The sequence below is a fragment of the Nonlabens arenilitoris genome, assembly GCF_002954765.1.
In the GTDB taxonomy this organism is placed as follows: domain Bacteria; phylum Bacteroidota; class Bacteroidia; order Flavobacteriales; family Flavobacteriaceae; genus Nonlabens; species Nonlabens arenilitoris.
Window position 1 is genome coordinate 2,529,682 of sequence record NZ_MTPW01000001.1, and the last position, 17,354, is coordinate 2,547,035.

General features: G+C 34.5%; 19 protein-coding genes. 11 read left to right on the forward strand and 8 right to left on the reverse strand.

Annotated features, from left to right (window positions below; all coding sequences use genetic code 11):
- Nucleotides 1–33 precede the first annotated feature (33 nt).
- Complete coding sequence (locus BST92_RS11255; RefSeq protein ID WP_105071541.1) at nt 34–2,883, forward strand: hypothetical protein; 2,850 nt, start codon at nt 34–36, stop codon at nt 2,881–2,883.
- Between the two features lie 184 nt (nt 2,884–3,067).
- On the forward strand, nt 3,068–3,331 hold the full coding sequence (locus BST92_RS11260) for an EF-hand domain-containing protein (RefSeq protein ID WP_245910914.1): 264 nt from the start codon (nt 3,068–3,070) through the stop codon (nt 3,329–3,331).
- A 103-nt stretch (nt 3,332–3,434) separates the two neighbouring features.
- On the opposite strand, the gene BST92_RS11265 is transcribed toward BST92_RS11260, so the two are convergent.
- Genes BST92_RS11265 through BST92_RS11275 form a run of 3 tightly spaced genes read right to left on the reverse strand, consistent with a single transcriptional unit; the run spans nt 3,435 to nt 5,120 of the window.
- Complete coding sequence (locus BST92_RS11265) at nt 3,435–4,250, reverse strand: TerC family protein (protein WP_105071542.1); 816 nt, start codon at nt 4,248–4,250, stop codon at nt 3,435–3,437.
- A 7-nt stretch (nt 4,251–4,257) separates the two neighbouring features.
- Complete coding sequence (locus BST92_RS11270) at nt 4,258–4,626, reverse strand: DNA topoisomerase IV (RefSeq protein ID WP_105071543.1); 369 nt, start codon at nt 4,624–4,626, stop codon at nt 4,258–4,260.
- A gap of 35 nt (nt 4,627–4,661) precedes the next feature.
- Complete coding sequence (locus tag BST92_RS11275; RefSeq protein WP_105071544.1) at nt 4,662–5,120, reverse strand: helix-turn-helix domain-containing protein; 459 nt, start codon at nt 5,118–5,120, stop codon at nt 4,662–4,664.
- A gap of 369 nt (nt 5,121–5,489) precedes the next feature.
- Here BST92_RS11275 and BST92_RS11280 point away from each other — a divergent pair, with 369 nt between their 5' ends.
- From BST92_RS11280 to BST92_RS11295, 4 genes are all read left to right on the forward strand, one after another.
- Complete coding sequence (locus BST92_RS11280) at nt 5,490–6,584, forward strand: M14 family zinc carboxypeptidase (RefSeq protein WP_105071545.1); 1,095 nt, start codon at nt 5,490–5,492, stop codon at nt 6,582–6,584.
- An 80-nt stretch (nt 6,585–6,664) separates the two neighbouring features.
- Nucleotides 6,665–7,138 (forward strand): Lrp/AsnC family transcriptional regulator, encoded by a 474-nt coding sequence (locus BST92_RS11285; protein WP_425437385.1) that lies wholly within the window; start codon nt 6,665–6,667, stop codon nt 7,136–7,138.
- A 3-nt stretch (nt 7,139–7,141) separates the two neighbouring features.
- Nucleotides 7,142–7,660 (forward strand): DinB family protein, encoded by a 519-nt coding sequence (locus BST92_RS11290; RefSeq protein WP_105071547.1) that lies wholly within the window; start codon nt 7,142–7,144, stop codon nt 7,658–7,660.
- Nucleotides 7,661–7,775: 115 nt separating this feature from the next.
- Nucleotides 7,776–8,324 carry a type 1 glutamine amidotransferase domain-containing protein gene (locus BST92_RS11295; RefSeq protein WP_105071548.1) on the forward strand — a complete coding sequence of 183 codons (549 nt, stop codon included), beginning with the start codon at nt 7,776–7,778 and terminating at the stop codon, nt 8,322–8,324.
- Nucleotides 8,325–8,387: 63 nt separating this feature from the next.
- On the opposite strand, the gene dnaN is transcribed toward BST92_RS11295, so the two are convergent.
- Nucleotides 8,388–9,503, reverse strand: coding sequence for a DNA polymerase III subunit beta (gene dnaN / locus BST92_RS11300; RefSeq protein WP_105071549.1), 1,116 nt, complete (start codon nt 9,501–9,503; stop codon nt 8,388–8,390).
- Nucleotides 9,504–9,689: 186 nt separating this feature from the next.
- Between dnaN and BST92_RS11305 the strand changes: the two genes are divergently transcribed.
- Entirely contained in the window at nt 9,690–11,609 is a 1,920-nt protein-coding gene (locus tag BST92_RS11305) for a S8 family serine peptidase (RefSeq protein ID WP_105071550.1), read from the forward strand.
- A 70-nt stretch (nt 11,610–11,679) separates the two neighbouring features.
- Complete coding sequence (locus BST92_RS11310) at nt 11,680–12,345, forward strand: DUF2461 domain-containing protein (protein WP_105071551.1); 666 nt, start codon at nt 11,680–11,682, stop codon at nt 12,343–12,345.
- Here the strand turns inward: BST92_RS11310 and BST92_RS11315 are convergent.
- Nucleotides 12,342–12,788 (reverse strand): hypothetical protein, encoded by a 447-nt coding sequence (locus BST92_RS11315; RefSeq protein WP_105071552.1) that lies wholly within the window; start codon nt 12,786–12,788, stop codon nt 12,342–12,344. The genes BST92_RS11310 and BST92_RS11315 overlap by 4 nt on opposite strands.
- A gap of 65 nt (nt 12,789–12,853) precedes the next feature.
- Nucleotides 12,854–13,264: a glyoxalase gene (locus BST92_RS11320; protein ID WP_105071553.1), complete on the reverse strand. Its 411-nt coding sequence runs from the start codon at nt 13,262–13,264 to the stop codon at nt 12,854–12,856.
- A gap of 158 nt (nt 13,265–13,422) precedes the next feature.
- Here BST92_RS11320 and BST92_RS11325 point away from each other — a divergent pair, with 158 nt between their 5' ends.
- The 3 genes from BST92_RS11325 (at nt 13,423) to BST92_RS11335 (ending at nt 15,425) form a co-directional block, all read left to right on the forward strand.
- Entirely contained in the window at nt 13,423–14,778 is a 1,356-nt protein-coding gene (locus tag BST92_RS11325) for an NAD-dependent succinate-semialdehyde dehydrogenase (RefSeq protein WP_105071554.1), read from the forward strand.
- A 27-nt stretch (nt 14,779–14,805) separates the two neighbouring features.
- Nucleotides 14,806–15,063 (forward strand): hypothetical protein, encoded by a 258-nt coding sequence (locus tag BST92_RS11330; protein ID WP_105071555.1) that lies wholly within the window; start codon nt 14,806–14,808, stop codon nt 15,061–15,063.
- A gap of 74 nt (nt 15,064–15,137) precedes the next feature.
- Nucleotides 15,138–15,425 carry a hypothetical protein gene (locus BST92_RS11335; protein WP_146105152.1) on the forward strand — a complete coding sequence of 96 codons (288 nt, stop codon included), beginning with the start codon at nt 15,138–15,140 and terminating at the stop codon, nt 15,423–15,425.
- Between the two features lie 3 nt (nt 15,426–15,428).
- On the opposite strand, the gene BST92_RS11340 is transcribed toward BST92_RS11335, so the two are convergent.
- The gene (locus BST92_RS11340; RefSeq protein WP_105071557.1) at nt 15,429–16,007 is read right to left on the reverse strand and encodes an NUDIX domain-containing protein; all 579 of its coding nucleotides are present in this window, start codon (nt 16,005–16,007) and stop codon (nt 15,429–15,431) included.
- A 58-nt stretch (nt 16,008–16,065) separates the two neighbouring features.
- A complete protein-coding gene (locus tag BST92_RS11345) occupies nt 16,066–17,352 on the reverse strand; it encodes an amidohydrolase family protein (RefSeq protein ID WP_211292485.1) in 1,287 nt (428 codons plus the stop codon).
- Nucleotides 17,353–17,354 lie beyond the last annotated feature (2 nt).

Genomic DNA, 17,354 nt, shown 5'->3' on the forward strand with positions numbered 1-17,354 from the left:
GATAATACATTTGCAATCCCTATTAATAGTGTTATGAGAATTTATATTACCCTACTTTTTTTTAGTCTATCTACCGTTCTTACGGCTCAAGTCGGAATTAATACTGATAATCCATTTGCAACATTAGATATAAGTACAGATACACCAGTATTACCTAGTACAGGAATACTTATTCCACGAGTGGATGATTTTGCGGCTACTAATCCAGACATAAACCAGCAATCTTTACTTGTATATCTTACTACGGCAGTAAGTCGTAACATTACTGGTACAGGATTAGAAAATTATGAACCTGGTTTTTATTACTGGGATAATGCATCAACAAATTGGATATCTTTTACAGCAGGTGGATCAGGTTGGAATATAGAAGGTAATGATAACATTGACGATACCCAGCATTTTATGGGAACCACCACAGCACAAGATGTAGTATTTAAAGTTAATGATATTCAAAGATTTAGAATGACTGAATCTGGTCAATTAGAAGTATTTGCTGATGCAAGATCCATTTTCATAGGTGAGGATGCTGGTGATAGTTATGTGCCTACTGATGGTAGTGGAAGGAAAGGCGAACAAAATGTTTTTATAGGATATCAATCTGGAACGCTCAATACTATAGGTCGTGATAATATGGCGGTAGGTACCTTGAGTTTATCTAAAAATGTAGACGGTAATTTTAATACAGCGATAGGTGATGAGGCACTCCAAAACTCAGTATCGTCCTCAAATAATACAGCTATAGGTAATGACGCTATGCGTTATGCAACTAATAGTGCTGATAATACTGCTATAGGAGTTGGATCTCTTGCAAATGCACGCAGTTCAAATCATGTAGCCGTTGGATATCAGGCTGGTCTATCAGTAAGCAATGGCGGCGGTAATACGATAATTGGTGCAAATGCAGATGTAACTGCTGGGAATTTATCTAATTCTGTTGCTTTAGGTAATCAATCCCAGATAGGTAATAATACAGCCACTGCTATAGGATATAGATCTACGGCTGCTGGACAAAATTCCATTGCATTAGGACAGTCTAGTTCTGTTACGGCTCAAAATGCTATAGTTATAGGTAGCCTGAGTACTTCAAATGGTTCTAACTCTATCGCCATAGGAGAATCTGCTAGTGCTAGTAATAATGATGCCATTGCTATGGGAAGTGATGCTACCGTTAATGGTATTAACACCATCGCTATAGGTCATAACGCTAGTGCTGCAAACTCTAGTTCAATAGCAATTGGTTCATCAACAGCTGCACAACAACAATATGCTATATCTATAGGAACAAATGCTACTACAGCATCTACTCGTGCTATTGCGGTCGGATTCAACTCTGATGCTACAGGTGATAATGCAGCATCATTAGGTTATCTTGCTACATCTACAGGTACGAATGCACTAGCATTAGGTACCATTTCAAAAGCAACAGGATCTGATGTTATAGCAATAGGTAATAATGCCACTAATACTTCAAGTAATTCTGTAGCCATAGGAAGTAGCGTTAATAATACTGGTGGTAATAGTGTTACGATAGGTGATACAGCCATCAACACAGCCGCAAACTCTGTTGTAATCGGATCTAATACAAATGCGACAGGACAAAACTCTGTAAATGTAGGTAGAAATGCAGATACAGCTGGATCTAACGCCATTGCTGTAGGAGCAAATACAGATGCGATACTTACTGCTATAGCTATAGGTAGTGACGCACAAGCTTTAGGAGAAAGTTCAACCGTTATAGGTGATGATGCAAAATCCAATAATCTTAATGCTGTTTCAATAGGAAATGAGTCAGATGCAAATGGTAATCAATCCATATCATTAGGTCATAGATCAAGTACTACTGCTACTAACAGTATTGCAATAGGTAACTCGTCATCTGGAGAAAATATATCTGCAGTAGCTATAGGTACTATGGCACGGGCTTCAAAACAAAATTCTATAGCGATAGGAGAAGATACAGATGCCTTAGGTGAAAACGCACTTGCTATAGGTACAGATGCAAATGCAAATGGTGCTCGATCTATCGCAATAGGTCAGGATGCCCTAGGCTCACAAGATAGTGCAACATCTTTAGGATTTAATTCTGGCGCAAGCGGTGCGTTAAGTACAGCAATAGGAGCAGAGGCAAAAGCAAGCGCTAATAATTCATCTAGTTTAGGTAATAAAGCAAATGCATCTGGAACAGAGTCATTAGCACTTGGTTTTGAAGCAAAAGCATCACAAAGTACGGCAATAGCTATAGGTAAAAAGTCAACCTCAAGTGGTGAAGACGCAATTACCATAGGGAACTCTGCATCAGTCGTAGGTACTCGCAATATTGCCATAGGATCTCAATCTAGAGCTAGCAATAGTACGGCTTCTAACTCAGTTGCAATAGGTACTGGAGCTGTAGTAAAACATAACAGATCTATTGCATTAGGTGATGGAGCAACTACTACTAAAGATAATCAACTGATATTAGGTAATATTTCTGAAATAGATGCAGGACCAGCAAACTTTAGAACTACCGGTGCAGTTACTGCAAATAACTTTGTCTCATCCACTGGTCCTACTGGTTATGCAGATTATGTATTTGATGTGTATTATGAGGGAAGATCAGATTTAAGTAAAACTTATCAATTCCCTACTTTAGAAGAGGCAGAGGCATTCGTTAAAACCAATGGTCATTTAATAGGTGTGAAATCTATTGAAGATATACAGGCCCAAGGCATGACGGTAAATGTTACTGAAACGGCGCTTAAAAACTTAGAAAAACTAGAAGAACAATTTCTTTATATCACTGAACTTCATTCAAAATTAAAGGCACAAGAATTAAGGATTCAAAAACTAGAACAATCTTTAAAACGTCTTGATGCGATTGAAGCAAAATTGAATAGACTATAGAATCAAGTAATAATTGATAATACGCTTTCGCGAAAGCGTTATTTAAAAAAGCTCATCAACAACGATGGGCTTTTTTTTATGTGTTTACTTAACTATTGAACGATACTTAAGTTTAATAAAAAACAAATTATATGAATGCACTTAAATCAATAGCTATATCAATAGGGATCATGACATTAGTTAGTTGTGCTCTACAAGTACGGTAGATAAAGCAACCTCTAGGAATGGTGAAAGACCTGACCCAGCGACTATTATCCAACAAATGGATACTAATGAAGACGGAAAATTGTCTAAAGATGAGGTTCAAGGACCACTTAAAAATGACTTTGATAAGTTAGATACTGATAGTGATGGATTTCTATCATTAGAAGAGCTTAAAAACGCTCCTGTGCCAGAGAGACCGGCAAGAGGATCTGGTCAAGGAGGAAGACTTAATGGTGGACGCTAATCATAAGCCGTTAAAATAGAATAACGCCTTAAATTAAATTTTAAGGCGTTATTCTATTTTAAAATAAGAGTAGTCTATGTCTAATTAATCTTTTCATCTTCTTCTAATAGATCTGTTGTCTTCTTAGTTTTAATTTTTTACTACGCAGTTTAAAGTTTAAGAATTCTATAAACATAGAAAAGAAAATGGCAAAGTATAAATATCCTTTAGGGATTGTACCGGTACTTTGATTAAAGATGACTAGGTCTGCCATGTGCGCACCTTCTGCAATGAGCATAAATCCTATTAATAATAAAAATGCAAGACCTAATACTTGTACAGATGGATGCTTATTGACAAATTTTCCTACTGGATGCACAAATAATAGCATAATGATTACAGAGATTACTATCGCGATAATCATTAATAATAAAGCACCATCTGGATCATCACTTAATCCATTAGTCATTCCTATAGCCGTTAATATACTATCAAAAGAGAACACTATATTAATCATGGTGATTTCCATTATCACTTTAGATAATGCCGATGTACGCTTACGTTTCACCTCACGTTGATCATGACCTATATCTTCTACCTTTTCATAAATCTCTTGAGTCGATTTATACAATAGAAAAATTCCACCGGCGATAAGAATTAAAGATTGTCCAGATATAGATCCATGTGCCCAACCCCAATTAAAAATAAACCATGGAGCCTGTAAAGATATCAAGACACTAATACCGAAGAGTAGTGCGATACGTAATATCATGGCTAGTGCAAGACCTATGTTAGTAGCTTTCTTTCTTTGATCAGCAGGTAATTTATCTGCTGCTAGTGATATAAATAAGATATTATCTATTCCTAAAACAATTTCTAAAAATATAAGAGTGACTAATGCAATCCAAGCATCTGCACTTGAGAAAATTTCAAACGTAATTTATAATTTATTGTTTTATGGCTGTACCTTGATAAGTTTGCTCTCGACCTGATTGTTTAAATTCAAAGCTATAAGAATCTTCAGTTGTATTTAATATTCTAAAAAGATAAGCTCTACTATCTGCATTTGTTTTTGGATTGATAGGAATAATTCTCCACTCGCAATCATTGATCCATTCAACTCGAGAACTATCTACAACACCTTCATAGGTTTCTATTTGATATTCTTCAGTTCTAGTAAAAGTTGTTTTTAACAATTTCCCTCCACTTTCTTGCTCCCATATAAAGGTACCTGTTTTAAAATTTGAACAGTTTCTTTCTACTTGATAGCATGAACTAGTAATTAAAACTAGCACCAGAATTCCTATTATACGCATGACTTATTTTTAAACAAATTTAAACAATAGCCGTTCTATTCTGGGAAGTAATCCTTAAAACTTCCATCTGAATATAGGATGATTATTTTTGATATATTTTTCCCTTTTTCAGTTTTTACTATTTGTTCTTGGACTTCAGGTTTTGGAGTTGAAAATAAATCGGGTAATGGTGTAATAGGTGAATTAACTTCGGCTGTTGTATCTATTTTTTCTTCTTTTTTATAAGTAGGAGCCACTGGCGTAGGTGCTATGATTTCAGTAGTTTCCTTTTTAGGGTAAGAGCCTTTTCCATTTAATAACCAGTATAAATCGACCTCAGGAAACTGGTCTACAATATTCATGACTAGATCTAAACTAGGTTTGTTACGACCAGATAAAATATGAGAAATAGAACTGCGGCCTACGTTGATAGCTTCAGCAAACGATGACGCATTTAAATCATTTTTTTCCATGATTTTATGGATTCTCTTAGTAAAATCAGCTGAATTAATCATGTGTTACATTTGTAAACAAAAACTTTTGTGTTTTAGTGTTTACAAAACTAAACAAAATGATAATGATATACAATATTAGTATATAAATATAATAAAATACATCAACTATTAGATTACATAACATATAATAAAATACTGAATTTCAACATTTTATATATTACGAAAGGTGTCGTCCTACTCACGGTCCCTATTTATATAGTAATGATATATAGAATCAATACTAGTTTGATTACACTTGTAAACATCGTGTAAAGATTTTTTGTTTACAATTGTAAATAACTAAGTGTTTACATATGTAAACTATGGATAAGTTACATTTGTGTCTCTGTTCAAAACTGTTTTTTAAACTACTTATTTAACTTATCTATTATGGCTCCTATCCTTGAGAATCGTTACTTTATATATGAAGATTATATTAGTGCTTTAAAGTCTGTTTTAAACAGTCATAAAGGCACAAGCTCTAGTATGGATGAGCTGGGTTATTCTGTTTTAGGAAATCCAATTTATAAGTTACAATTAGGAAATGGATCTACTAAAATTTTAATGTGGTCACAAATGCATGGTAATGAGTCTACCACTACACGATCTCTATTTATGTTTATTGAATGGTTTCTTGACTCTAAATATGTAAATGAATTTAAATTATATATTATTCCTATATTAAATCCTGATGGATTAAAGAAGTGGACGCGTGAAAACGCAAATTCTGTGGATCTAAATAGGGATGCGCAAGATCTTTCACAACCAGAAAGTGTCCTGCTAAAAACAGCATTCAATTCATTTCAACCCGACTTATGTTTTAACCTTCATGATCAAAGAACTATTTATGGAACTCCAGACGGACAACAAGGAATTCATTGTTCCTTTTTATCACCAGCTGCAAATGAAGATCGCGATATAACTCCAGCACGTTTAAGAGCCATGCATATAATTAATCACATGACTCATGCGATTGGTAATGATTCTTTAGGTGTAATAGGTCGTTATGGTGATGCATTTAATGCAAACTGTGTGGGCGATACTTTTCAGTCGCTAGGTATACCTACTATATTATTTGAAGCAGGTCAGGCAGATGGTGATTATTATCGTTCAGAAACCGTAAGGTCTATTTTAAAATCATTACAATGTGCAATTGAGGTAATAGCATTAAATACTGATTTTGATTCCAAGGATGTTGTAGAAGAATATCATCAGATTACTTCTATTGAAACTAATTTTTGTGATATTCTTATTAAAAATGTTCCTTCGGCCGGTCGCACGGTAGATTTATCAATTATGTATCGTGAGATTTTAGAAAATGATACGCTCTATTTTGTCCCTTTTTTAACTGGTATTAATGATCATAGCGTTATGAATGCCCATCGTGTTATAGATATGAGTCTAGTAGACTCAAATGTTGATTTTGAGATATCTCAAGGGCAAAAAATTGTTAGTAATAGTTTAGATATTCAAATTTTCTATTAATAATATTATAAAACTCAACTTTTCTTCGGGTTTATCTTAGTTTTTTGTGTTTTTTTGTAAATAATTGATAAAATATAGAAATGGCAAGGATTGACGATATAGATAAGCAAATACTTGATGTGTTAATTGAGAACACTAGAACACCTTTTACTGACATTGCAAAACGACTTAACATATCTGCAGGTACAGTTCACGTGCGCGTGAAAAAAATGGAAGAAAGCGGCATCATCAAAGGATCTTCATTAACTGTTGATTATGAACAGTTAGGTTATACTTTTATAGCTTATATAGGCGTTTTTTTAGAAAAAACGTCACAAACACAATTCGTGATAAGTCGTATTAAAGAGATTCCATTTGTTACTGTAGCACATATCACTACAGGTAAATTCAATATTTTTTGCAAAATTAGAGCTCAAGATACTACTCATGCAAAGAAAATCATTTTTATGCTAGATGATATAGATGGTGTAAGTCGCACAGAAACTATGATTTCTCTAGAAGAAAGTATAAATGATAAGAAACGTTTATTACATAAGGTATTTCAAGATTTATAAATAATGACTCGTAAAGAACTTCAATCAGGCGAGTATAACAGTTATTATGATCACTATTTAAATTTAGTACCTGAGTCTGCATCGATCGATACCATATTGCAATCTAGTTTAGAGGATACGATACGTTTTATCAACAAAATTGATAAACCATTTGATACTACTTATGCGACTGGTAAATGGAGTATAGGTGAGGTCTTAATGCATAATATCGATACTGAGCGTGTTTTTGCTTATCGAGCACTGCGATTTATGAGAGGTGATCAAACGCCTTTACCTGGATTTGATCAAGATGTGTTTGCTCAAGACTATAGTAATTACGCTTTCGCGAAAGCGGACTTAATAAATTCCTTTAAGGCCACTAGAAATGCGACTATCGATCTATTTAAATCGATTACTGCAAAACAGTTAATATCAAGAGGTGTAGCGAGCGAAAGCCCTATGAGTGTAAGAGTTATACCATTTTTAATCGCTGGTCATAACAAACACCACGAAAATGTTATTAGAGAGCGTTATTTAAGTTAAATTTAGATAATACTGCTAATTTTAAGAGCCTGCTAAGTAAATCTTAGCAGGCTCTTATCATATATACTATCTATACTATTGCACATTTGTATCAAATCAATAAATAATTTATACCATGAAAAAGAAAGTAGCAATATTAGCCACAAACGGATTTGAAGAAATTGAATTAACTAGCCCTAAGAAAGCTTTAGAGGATGCAGGAGCGACTGTGCATATTATAAGCCCATCAGGTGAATCTATAAGAGCATGGAACGACGGTAACTGGTCTGACACCTATAAGGTGGATTATGCGGTGTCTGAAGTGTCTGCTACTGATTATAATTCATTAATGTTACCTGGTGGTGTTTTAAATCCAGATCAGTTGAGACAAGATGAAAAATCCATCGAATTCATTAGAGAGTTTTTTAAGCAACAAAAACCAGTAAGTGCAATTTGCCACGGTATTCAACCGCTTATTGATGCAGGTGTATTGAATGGACGTAAGCTGACATCATATCCATCATTACAAAAAGATGTAGAAAATGCAGGAGGAAACTGGGTAGATCAAGAAGTAGTAGTAGATGAAGGTTTTACAACTAGTAGGACTCCAGATGATTTAGAAGCTTTTAATGATAAACTAGTTGAAGAAGTAAAAGAAGGTAAGCATGAAGAACAGCATGCTTAATATGAGTATTATGTAAAAAAAAAGGCTCGCATTATGCGAGCCTTTTTTAATATAATTAGGAGCTTATTGATTAAGCATTACTGGCATTACTAGCATTGTGACATGTTCGCCTTCATCTAATCCGTCAACTGGAGTAAGAATACCAGCTCTATTAGGCATAGACATTTCAAGAGATACGTCATCACAATTAAGATTATTCAACATTTCAATTAAGAAACGGCTGTTAAAACCTATTTGCATATCATCTCCTTGATAATCACAGGTTAGCCTTTCATCTGCTTTGTTACTGTAATCTAGATCTTCTGCAGATATATTTAATTCAGCACCAGCCATTTTAAGCCTTATTTGATGTGTCGTTTTGTTAGAGAATATACTCACACGTCTAACTGAGTTAAGGAATTGATTTCTAGCAATAACTAATTTGTTAGGATTTTCCTTTGGGATTACAGCTTCGTAATTTGGATATTTACCGTCAATTAATCTACATATAATACTGGTAGAGTCAAAAGTAAATTGTGCATTACTCTCATTATATTCAATTAAAACCTCAGTCTCACTACCTTGTAACATTGATTTTAAGAGATTCAATGGTTTTTTAGGCATAATGAACTCAGCAGTTTCACTTGCGGCTAGATCTTCTCTACGGTATCTTACTAGTTTGTGAGCATCTGTAGCTACAAAGGTTAAAGAGTCTGTTGAAAATTGAAAGAATACACCTGACATAACTGGTCTAAGGTCATCATTTCCGGCAGCAAAAATAGTTTTATTAATTGCGGTTGCTAGAGTGTCTCCTAATATTGAAGTGCTACTAGGGTCTGTTAAACTTACTGCTTTAGGGAATTCTTCTCCATTTGCACAAGCTATTTCAGAACTACCTTTATCATGGCTTACCGTCATGATATTTTTATCTGCACTAAACGTAAGCGGCTGTTCAGGAAACGTTTTTAAAGTGTCTAGTAATAGTTTTGCTGGTATAGCGATGCTACCATCATCTTCACTCTCTACTTCAAGTGCGGTAAGCATGGTGGTTTCCATGTCAGATGCAGATACTTTAAGCTCTTTACCATTTAACTCTAATAAAAAGTTGTCTAGAATAGGTAAGGTATTATTACTATTTATAACGCCACCTAACATTTGAAGGTGTTTCTGTAAATAAGAACTTGAGACAATAAATTTCATATTGTGTTATGCTTTTGTGATACTATTATAGCTTATTTGTGTCATTAGAATTAGTTAAATGCAAACCAATTGTAATTTTTTTACGTATTTTTCGACTCTAATACAGTAATTCCTGCAAAGATATTTTAATATCGATAAAGCTGAAAGATACTTATTAACAAAAGAACCCTACTTATAAATAAAAACATGAAAAAGACTACACTTATCCTTGGATTAGCTTTGCTTAGTTCAGGTCTTTCTTTTGGGCAAACGGCTGAAGAGCGTGCACAAATTACTAAAGATTATGATCAAGTAAAATTAGAAGAGCTAAGACAAGAGTTCCAACAGGAATATCAAATAAGAATGGAACGCGCCACTCGTCTTGCAAAAGAGAACGGATGGGAGCTTCGCAAGCAACTTGAAGATGGTTCTTCAGGTCATTTATATGACGTTGTAAATGGTGAGCCTGTATATATGACAACCTTTAATAGAATTGCTGGTATCATGCAAGGTGCAAATGAGCTTTGGAATGGTGGATCTTTGGGAATTAATATAGAAGGTCAGAACATGGAAGTTGGTGTTTGGGATGGTGCAAGAGTGTTACAAACACATGAGGCTTTGATAGGCAGAGTTACGGCTGGAGAACCACCTGTATCTTCAGGTGATCCTGACGATGATGATCATGCAACTCATGTTACCGGAACTATTATTGCTAATGGTCCAGATAATAATGCCATTGGTATTGCTCCACAAGCAACTGCCAAGTATTATAATTTTGCTAATGATAATTCAGAGATGACCTCTGAAGCTAGTAATGGTATGCTAATTTCTAATCATAGTTATGGAATACCATCTAATAATGTTGCTGTAGCTCAATTAGGTCGTTATGAAACTGCTGCAGGTGCGGTAGATAATATCACTTTTAATGCTCCTTATTATTTACCTGTGATGTCTGCCGGAAACTCTAGAAATACTGGTGTTAATATTGCAGATGGTGGTTATGATCTTCTAACTGGAGATAAATTATCTAAAAATGCGATGATTGTTGGAGCAGCTGTCGGTAATCCTAATTATTCAGGTCCTTCTTCAGTTCCTATGTCTACTTTTAGCTCTTGGGGACCTGCAGATGATGGTCGTGTAAAACCAGACATCACAACTAAAGGTGTTAACATGTATTCATCTTACTATAATTTAGGAAATTCTGGATATGCTACTATAAGTGGTACTAGTATGTCAGCTCCTGCTGTTTCTGGAGGATTAATTTTATTGCAACAATATTATAATTCATTGAATTCACAATATATGAAGTCAGCTACCGTAAAAGGTTTAGCACTTCATACTGTTAAGGAAGCAGGTGCTTTTGATGGTCCTGATTATCAATTTGGTTGGGGACTTTTAGATACAGAAGCAGCTGCGTTAGCTATTCAAAATAATGGAAGTAGTACTTCTATAGAAGAACTATCTTTAGCAAATTCGGCAACATATACAAAATCAACATTCTCAGTTTCAGGAGGAAATAAATTAGTCATATCAATCTCATGGACTGATTTTAGAGGTCTTCAACCATTTAGTTCTAGTGATCAAGATGTTGATCCAACGCGTAAAGCGATTACTAATGATTTAGATTTAGTGGTAACTGATGCTTCTGGTAATACATATTATCCGTGGAGTTTAAATCCTGCTTCCCCATCTGCTGCTGCTACCAATATAGCGCCTAATGATGTTGATAACTATGAAAAGGTAGAAATAGATAATGCATCCGGATCATATACTATAACGGTTACCCATAAAGGTAATTTAATTTTTGCTCCTCAAGCTTTTTCTTTAATTATCACAGGTGCAGACCCAGCAACATTCTCTAACAAAGAAGACCAGCTAGATAGTTTTAGTTTGTTCCCGAATCCTGCTACTGATCACTTTACAATAGCATTTAATAATCAGTTATCTGGTGATAAGATTAATGTGAATGTATATGATGTTTTAGGACAAGAAGTAATGTCTCGATCATTTGATAATAATGGACTGTTTGAACAACGTATTTCAACAGCAAATCTGAATTCTGGAATATACTTAGTACGTGTAGGGAATGGTATCACTGCAAGCACTAGAAAATTAATTGTTAGATAATAACTTATTTCTAACTAATATTAAAAACCGCTTCAGATTATTTGAAGCGGTTTTTTTATATCTTCAATTTATGATACATAATGAACTACTTACTTTTCTTACTGAATTAGAAAGAAACAATAATAGGCCATGGTTTGAGAATCATAAATCACAATTCCTTGAATTAGATAGTGCTTTTAAAACCAGTGTGAATAAAATAACAGACTTGCTTAATGAGCACGATATAATTGAAAAATCTAAAACATATAGAATTTATCGTGACATTAGATTTTCAAAAGATAAAACTCCTTTTAAAGTACACAGAAGTGCTAATTGGATGCGAGCTGGTGTAGAGCGTCGTGGTAGCTATTATATGCGTATAAAACCAAATCATCATTTGATAGGTGTAGGTTTTTTTGGACCTGAAAAAGAAGATTTATTACGAATACGTAAAGAGTTAGAAATTGATGCTCAAGAATTGAGGGATATCATTGATAAGCCTCAGTTCATCAATACATGGGCAACTTTTCAAGGAGAACAGTTAAAAACCGCACCACGAAATTTTGATAAAACTCATCCAGACATGGATTTAATAAGATTTAAAAGCTTCTATTTTTTAAAAAGCTTTACCGATCAAGAAGTGCAAAAACCAGATTTCTTTAATGAAGTGAATAAGGCATTTCAAATCGCTAGACCTTTTCTAGATTATATGACTGATGTTTTGACTACAAATTTAAATGGTGAATCTTTAATTTAATTTATTTTCAAAATCTTACGTGTCAATCCATTAAAAGTAAAGGAATCACCTGCAATTAAATCTCTCATAGCTTCATAGATTGGTGCTTTAGAAGAAATAGCATAAAACTTTTCTCCTTCATCAGTAATCAGTTCACCTAAAGATACACTTATTAAAAACATATTTGAGTCAGTAGTGACTAGAGCACCTTCTGTCACGACTGTTTTACCACTACCGTAAGAGATATTTTCAAAAACTCTCTTTAACTTCTCGTGTTCATCTTTAAGATTGTTGTATCGCTCAAAATCGGCCATTAGCTCGCCTGATCCGTCATCATCCTCGGCATCATTACTGGCGTCATTATCTGCTAGTGAATCGCTTAATTCTTGAACACGTTCTTTATAGCGATTAATACTAACTTGAATAACTTCTTTACACTTATTTACAGCGTTGATTTTAAGCATTATATATAAAGTTTTAAGTACGGGATCACCTATTTAAAATCCTAGGTAAATGTATACTTAAACTTTTATAATTCCACTGATGGACGTTCAAAAAGTTGAATACTATTTATCAATCGCTCTCTAACTAGATTCATCATACGTTTGTTGAGTGCACTAGAATTTTTAATGTACATAAGGTATTCATTAACAGTAAATTGACCTATGATGATTCCTTTTAAAGAATTACGGAACTTCTGATCTCTGTTCACCGCATTTTCTATATAATCAATACGCTTATTTGAAGTAAGACCAAAAAATACATTTTTATGTTTTTTAATGTAATTATGAAAGACAGCGATTAATAAATCGTGTTGCAATTTTGCGATCGGTCTTAAGGTCCTATTTTGAAATTGTTCTTCCATAGACATTTCATCACTTACACGTGCATTAGGGATTTCGGGTCTTAACGCTACTAGATACTCATCTCGATTATTCATGGCAGAAGGTTTTTTAAAGTTACTAAGGCTAGTGGTTCATACGCTTTCGCGGAAGCGTAGTTTCTCAACAACCTTATCAACACTAATTTTATAGTCGTTAAACTAGTGTAAATCTTGCCTGTTGAAGGATTAATAATCAGTACCTTTAAAATAAAAAAGTGATACAAACTATCAATCCATATAACGGTCAAGAGCTTGAACAATATCAAGAAGATAACTCAAAAGTAATAAAGGAAAAGCTTAATGCTGCACAAGAACAATTTGAGCAATGGCGTTTAACAAGCTATGACCACAGATCTAATCTTATTTTAAAAGTAGCAGGTTTATTGCGTAAGAATACGGATGAATATGCTATTAAAATGACTCGAGAAATGGGGAAACCTATAGCACAATCACGCAGTGAACTAGAGAAATGTGCCTGGTTATGTGAGTATTATGCGCAAAATGCAGAGAGTCATCTTAAAAATGAACAAGTTGATACAGATCATTATAAATCTTATGTCTCTTATGAACCTTTAGGTGTTATTCTAGCTGTTATGCCTTGGAACTATCCATTCTGGCAGGTGATGCGTTTTATAGTTCCCGCTTTAATGGCTGGTAATGTAGGTGTACTTAAACATGCTAGTAGTGTTATGGGTAGCGCTGTAATGATGGAAAAGATATTTATAGAAGCCGGATTTCCTTTAGGTTGTTTTACGAACCTAGTAATAGGTAGTAAAGAGGTAGAAGATATTATCAAAAACCCAATAATTAAAGCAGTAACCTTAACAGGCTCAAAACCTGCTGGTAGTGCTGTAGCTGGAACAGCAGGAAGTGAGATTAAAAAAACTGTGCTAGAATTAGGTGGCAATAACGCATTAGTGGTGTTTAAAGATGCTGATATTGATAAATCTGTCGAGACCTGTGTGGCTGCACGCTATCAAAATACGGGACAAAGTTGTATTGCAGGAAAGAGACTCTTATTACATGAAGATATTGCAGATGTGTTTATGGAAAAATTCAAAACTGCTGTTAGAGATTTAAAAGTAGGCAATCCAGAAGATGATGATACCTATATAGGTGTGATGTCTAGAGAAGACCTGGCAGAAGAGTTAGAAGATCTTATGAATAAGTCTATAGAAATGGGTGCGATGCTTGAACTAGGAGGAAAGCGTGATAAAGCATTTTTTGAACCAACTATTTTAACTGGTGTGACTAAAGATATGCCTGTTTTTAAGGAAGAAACATTTGGTCCTTTAATGGCGGTAACTACATTTAAAAATGACGATGAGGCTGTTGAATTGGTAAATGACTCTGAATTTGGTCTAGGAGTATCTCTATTTACACAAGATCTTGAAAATGCCCAGAAACTTGTTTCTAGATTTGATGATGGTGCCGTTTTTGTAAATGCTAAAGTAGCTAGTCATCCAGCTTTACCATTTGGTGGAACAGGAATCTCAGGTTATGGTAGAGAATTATCGCATTTTGGTATTAGAGAGTTTTGTAATATTAAAACTGTAGTGATGGATAAGTAAATCTTTGATATCTTAATATGATGCTACATGAAAGATAGACAATTAATACAAAATAATTCTGAAAATATTGATGCAAATCCTATCACAAATAAGATAGAATTATCTGATATCAATAGTGATATCAATGCTAAAAAATCTGAAGATAAACGATCATTTATTGAAAAATGGGAGCAAAGCCCTTATTGGTTAGTTAGCGGTTCTTATAAAGTGCTGCATTCTATCTGGATGGTATTTATGGCAGTAGGTATGTTTCTAGCATGGCTTATTGCATTACTTGCGACATGATACAGCGATTACCTTTAAAAACACTCCATTTTATTTTTGTCATTTGCTTGTTGATTTACTGTATCGTTCAGGTGATGAAATCAGAAAATTACGTGACATATCCATTTGTTTATAATCATTTGAATGATTTAGTAGTTATTCCTATTGTAGCTACAATTGGTCTTCATGCGATATGGATGGTTAAAAAGAATCGGCAATTACGTGTCGGGATTATAGGTTTACTAAGTTTAGTGATGCTGTATTCTCTTTATTTTGAATATTACTTACCTTTAAGTAATGCTAGATATACCAGTGATTTTTGGGATATAGTTTGCTATGCGGCTGGAGCAATCATATTTTACATCGCTCAAAAATTGCCGTAAATGTTATTTGATATCTACTCTATTTAATAAATACCACTGTATACCAATTAATGATATTGAATTATTAAAGGTACCTTCTTTAAGGTGCTTTTTAAGATCTGCTTTTTTGATTTTTACAAGCTCGATATCTTCTTTTTCAGATATTGCGCCACCACCTTGCAATCTTTTTTGAGAGCTGTTGACTTCTGTGTAATACAAATGGATTTGTTCAGAACAGCCACCAGGTGATGGGAAATATGTGGTAATTAATTCCAGTTCATTAGTTTCATAACCTATTTCTTCTTCAATTTCTCGTTGTGCACAATCCATAGGATTCTCTCCTTCTTCTACGGATCCTGCGACTAGTTCTAGCATCCATGGATGATTGCGTTTTGCACTAGGATATCTGAATTGTATTGTGAATAGAAAACTATCCGTATCCTTTTCATAAATCAATACAGCAACACTATCGCCACGTTCAAGACAAATGCGAGTTGCTTCTATAGTGCCACTTTCATTGATTTTATCATAAGTCACTTGAGCTTCTAGGACTTTGAAAAAGCCGTTGTAAACTGTTTTTTCGTTGTTGATGGAGTATTTCATTTTATGGTATTAAAAAGCCAGTCACAAAGGACTGGCTTTAATTTATTAAAAATCTTTATTACTGCTTACTATACTTCTCCATATAGCGATCGTTCAAATCCTTCTGTCTGGTATTTAAAGAGATATCACGTCCATCAATAAATGCACGAGTCAATTGATTACCTCTCATATCTAGGGCATCACCTTTTGAGATAAATAGGGTAGCGCTTTTACCTTGTTCTAGCGATCCGTAATCTTTATCTATTCCTAAAACAGTTGCGGCATTTAAAGTCACTAATTGTAAGGCTTTTTCTGGATCCATTCCAAAACCTACGGTATGACCAGCATAGAAAGGGAAGTTACGGGCTTGGTGACGTTCCATATCGCCTGAGTTCTCTAGTGCGACTAATACACCAGCGTCACTTAATAACTTTGGGAACTTATAAGGCATGTCATAGTCAGCATCATCTCGTGCTGGTAAATCGTGTACACGACCTGCAAGAACTTGAATGTTCATCGCTACCAATTCTTTAGTCACATTTTCAGCACCTTGAGCACCTACAAGAACTACCTTTTTTAAATCTTGATCTTTTATAAAACCTAGTACATCACGTATGGCTTTTTCTCCATTTACGTGAATATAAGCCGTTGCATTTCCTGCAAGTACTGGTTTTAAAGACGCATACTTTAAATCTTTTTTTCCAGTTCCTGTATAAGCTCGAGCAGCCGCGATAAACTGAGTCAATTCATCTACTTGTTTATCGTAATTTTTACTAGGTATGGTTGGTCCTGGTTCATACCAGCTTCCGGATCTACTAAATGTTCTAGGCCAGTTAATATGGACACCATCATCTACTCGCACAGCAGCATCTTCCCAGTTCCATGCATCCATTTGCATCACACTACTTTGACCAGAAATACGACCACCACGTGGTACTACTTGAGCAATAAGAACACCATTAGGTCTCATGGTTTCAACCACACGACTCTCTGCATTATAAGCAATTAAACTACGTATATGCGGATTATAAGTTCCTATTTCTCTATCATCATCACTGGCCTTTACCGCATCTATCTCTACCAGACCTAGTGTGGTATTACAGGCGATAATTCCTGGATAAACATGCATACCGGTGGCGTTAATGACTTCTCCTTTTGGTTGCATTTTTACAGTTGTAGCATCAGCAACTGTGGTAATTTTACCGTTTTCTATAACAATGACACTATTTTCTATAAGTTCTCCATTACCTATGTGTGCTGTAGCATTCATAATAGTATATGATTTATTTGCTGCAGGTGCTGGAGTTTGTTGTGCTGCTGCGGTAAATCCTACGACAGCGCATAATATATATATGATTCTTTTCATGA

What these genes read in the sequence shown, in the direction of transcription:
- BST92_RS11290 (WP_105071547.1), top strand. Translation starts at nt 7,142, where the DNA reads ATGACTCGTAAAGAACTTCAATCAGGCGAGTATAACAGTTATTATGAT.
- BST92_RS11330 (WP_105071555.1), top strand. Translation starts at nt 14,806, where the DNA reads ATGAAAGATAGACAATTAATACAAAATAATTCTGAAAATATTGATGCA.
- BST92_RS11295 (WP_105071548.1), top strand. Translation starts at nt 7,776, where the DNA reads ATGAAAAAGAAAGTAGCAATATTAGCCACAAACGGATTTGAAGAAATT.
- BST92_RS11335 (WP_146105152.1), top strand. Translation starts at nt 15,138, where the DNA reads ATGAAATCAGAAAATTACGTGACATATCCATTTGTTTATAATCATTTG.
- BST92_RS11275 (WP_105071544.1), bottom strand. Translation starts at nt 5,120, where the DNA reads ATGATTAATTCAGCTGATTTTACTAAGAGAATCCATAAAATCATGGAA.
- BST92_RS11315 (WP_105071552.1), bottom strand. Translation starts at nt 12,788, where the DNA reads ATGCTTAAAATCAACGCTGTAAATAAGTGTAAAGAAGTTATTCAAGTT.
- dnaN (WP_105071549.1), bottom strand. Translation starts at nt 9,503, where the DNA reads ATGAAATTTATTGTCTCAAGTTCTTATTTACAGAAACACCTTCAAATG.
- BST92_RS11345 (WP_211292485.1), bottom strand. Translation starts at nt 17,352, where the DNA reads ATGAAAAGAATCATATATATATTATGCGCTGTCGTAGGATTTACCGCA.
- BST92_RS11320 (WP_105071553.1), bottom strand. Translation starts at nt 13,264, where the DNA reads ATGAATAATCGAGATGAGTATCTAGTAGCGTTAAGACCCGAAATCCCT.
- BST92_RS11280 (WP_105071545.1), top strand. Translation starts at nt 5,490, where the DNA reads ATGGCTCCTATCCTTGAGAATCGTTACTTTATATATGAAGATTATATT.
- BST92_RS11305 (WP_105071550.1), top strand. Translation starts at nt 9,690, where the DNA reads ATGAAAAAGACTACACTTATCCTTGGATTAGCTTTGCTTAGTTCAGGT.
- BST92_RS11255 (WP_105071541.1), top strand. Translation starts at nt 34, where the DNA reads ATGAGAATTTATATTACCCTACTTTTTTTTAGTCTATCTACCGTTCTT.
- BST92_RS11310 (WP_105071551.1), top strand. Translation starts at nt 11,680, where the DNA reads ATGATACATAATGAACTACTTACTTTTCTTACTGAATTAGAAAGAAAC.
- BST92_RS11270 (WP_105071543.1), bottom strand. Translation starts at nt 4,626, where the DNA reads ATGCGTATAATAGGAATTCTGGTGCTAGTTTTAATTACTAGTTCATGC.
- BST92_RS11285 (WP_425437385.1), top strand. Translation starts at nt 6,665, where the DNA reads ATGGCAAGGATTGACGATATAGATAAGCAAATACTTGATGTGTTAATT.
- BST92_RS11340 (WP_105071557.1), bottom strand. Translation starts at nt 16,007, where the DNA reads ATGAAATACTCCATCAACAACGAAAAAACAGTTTACAACGGCTTTTTC.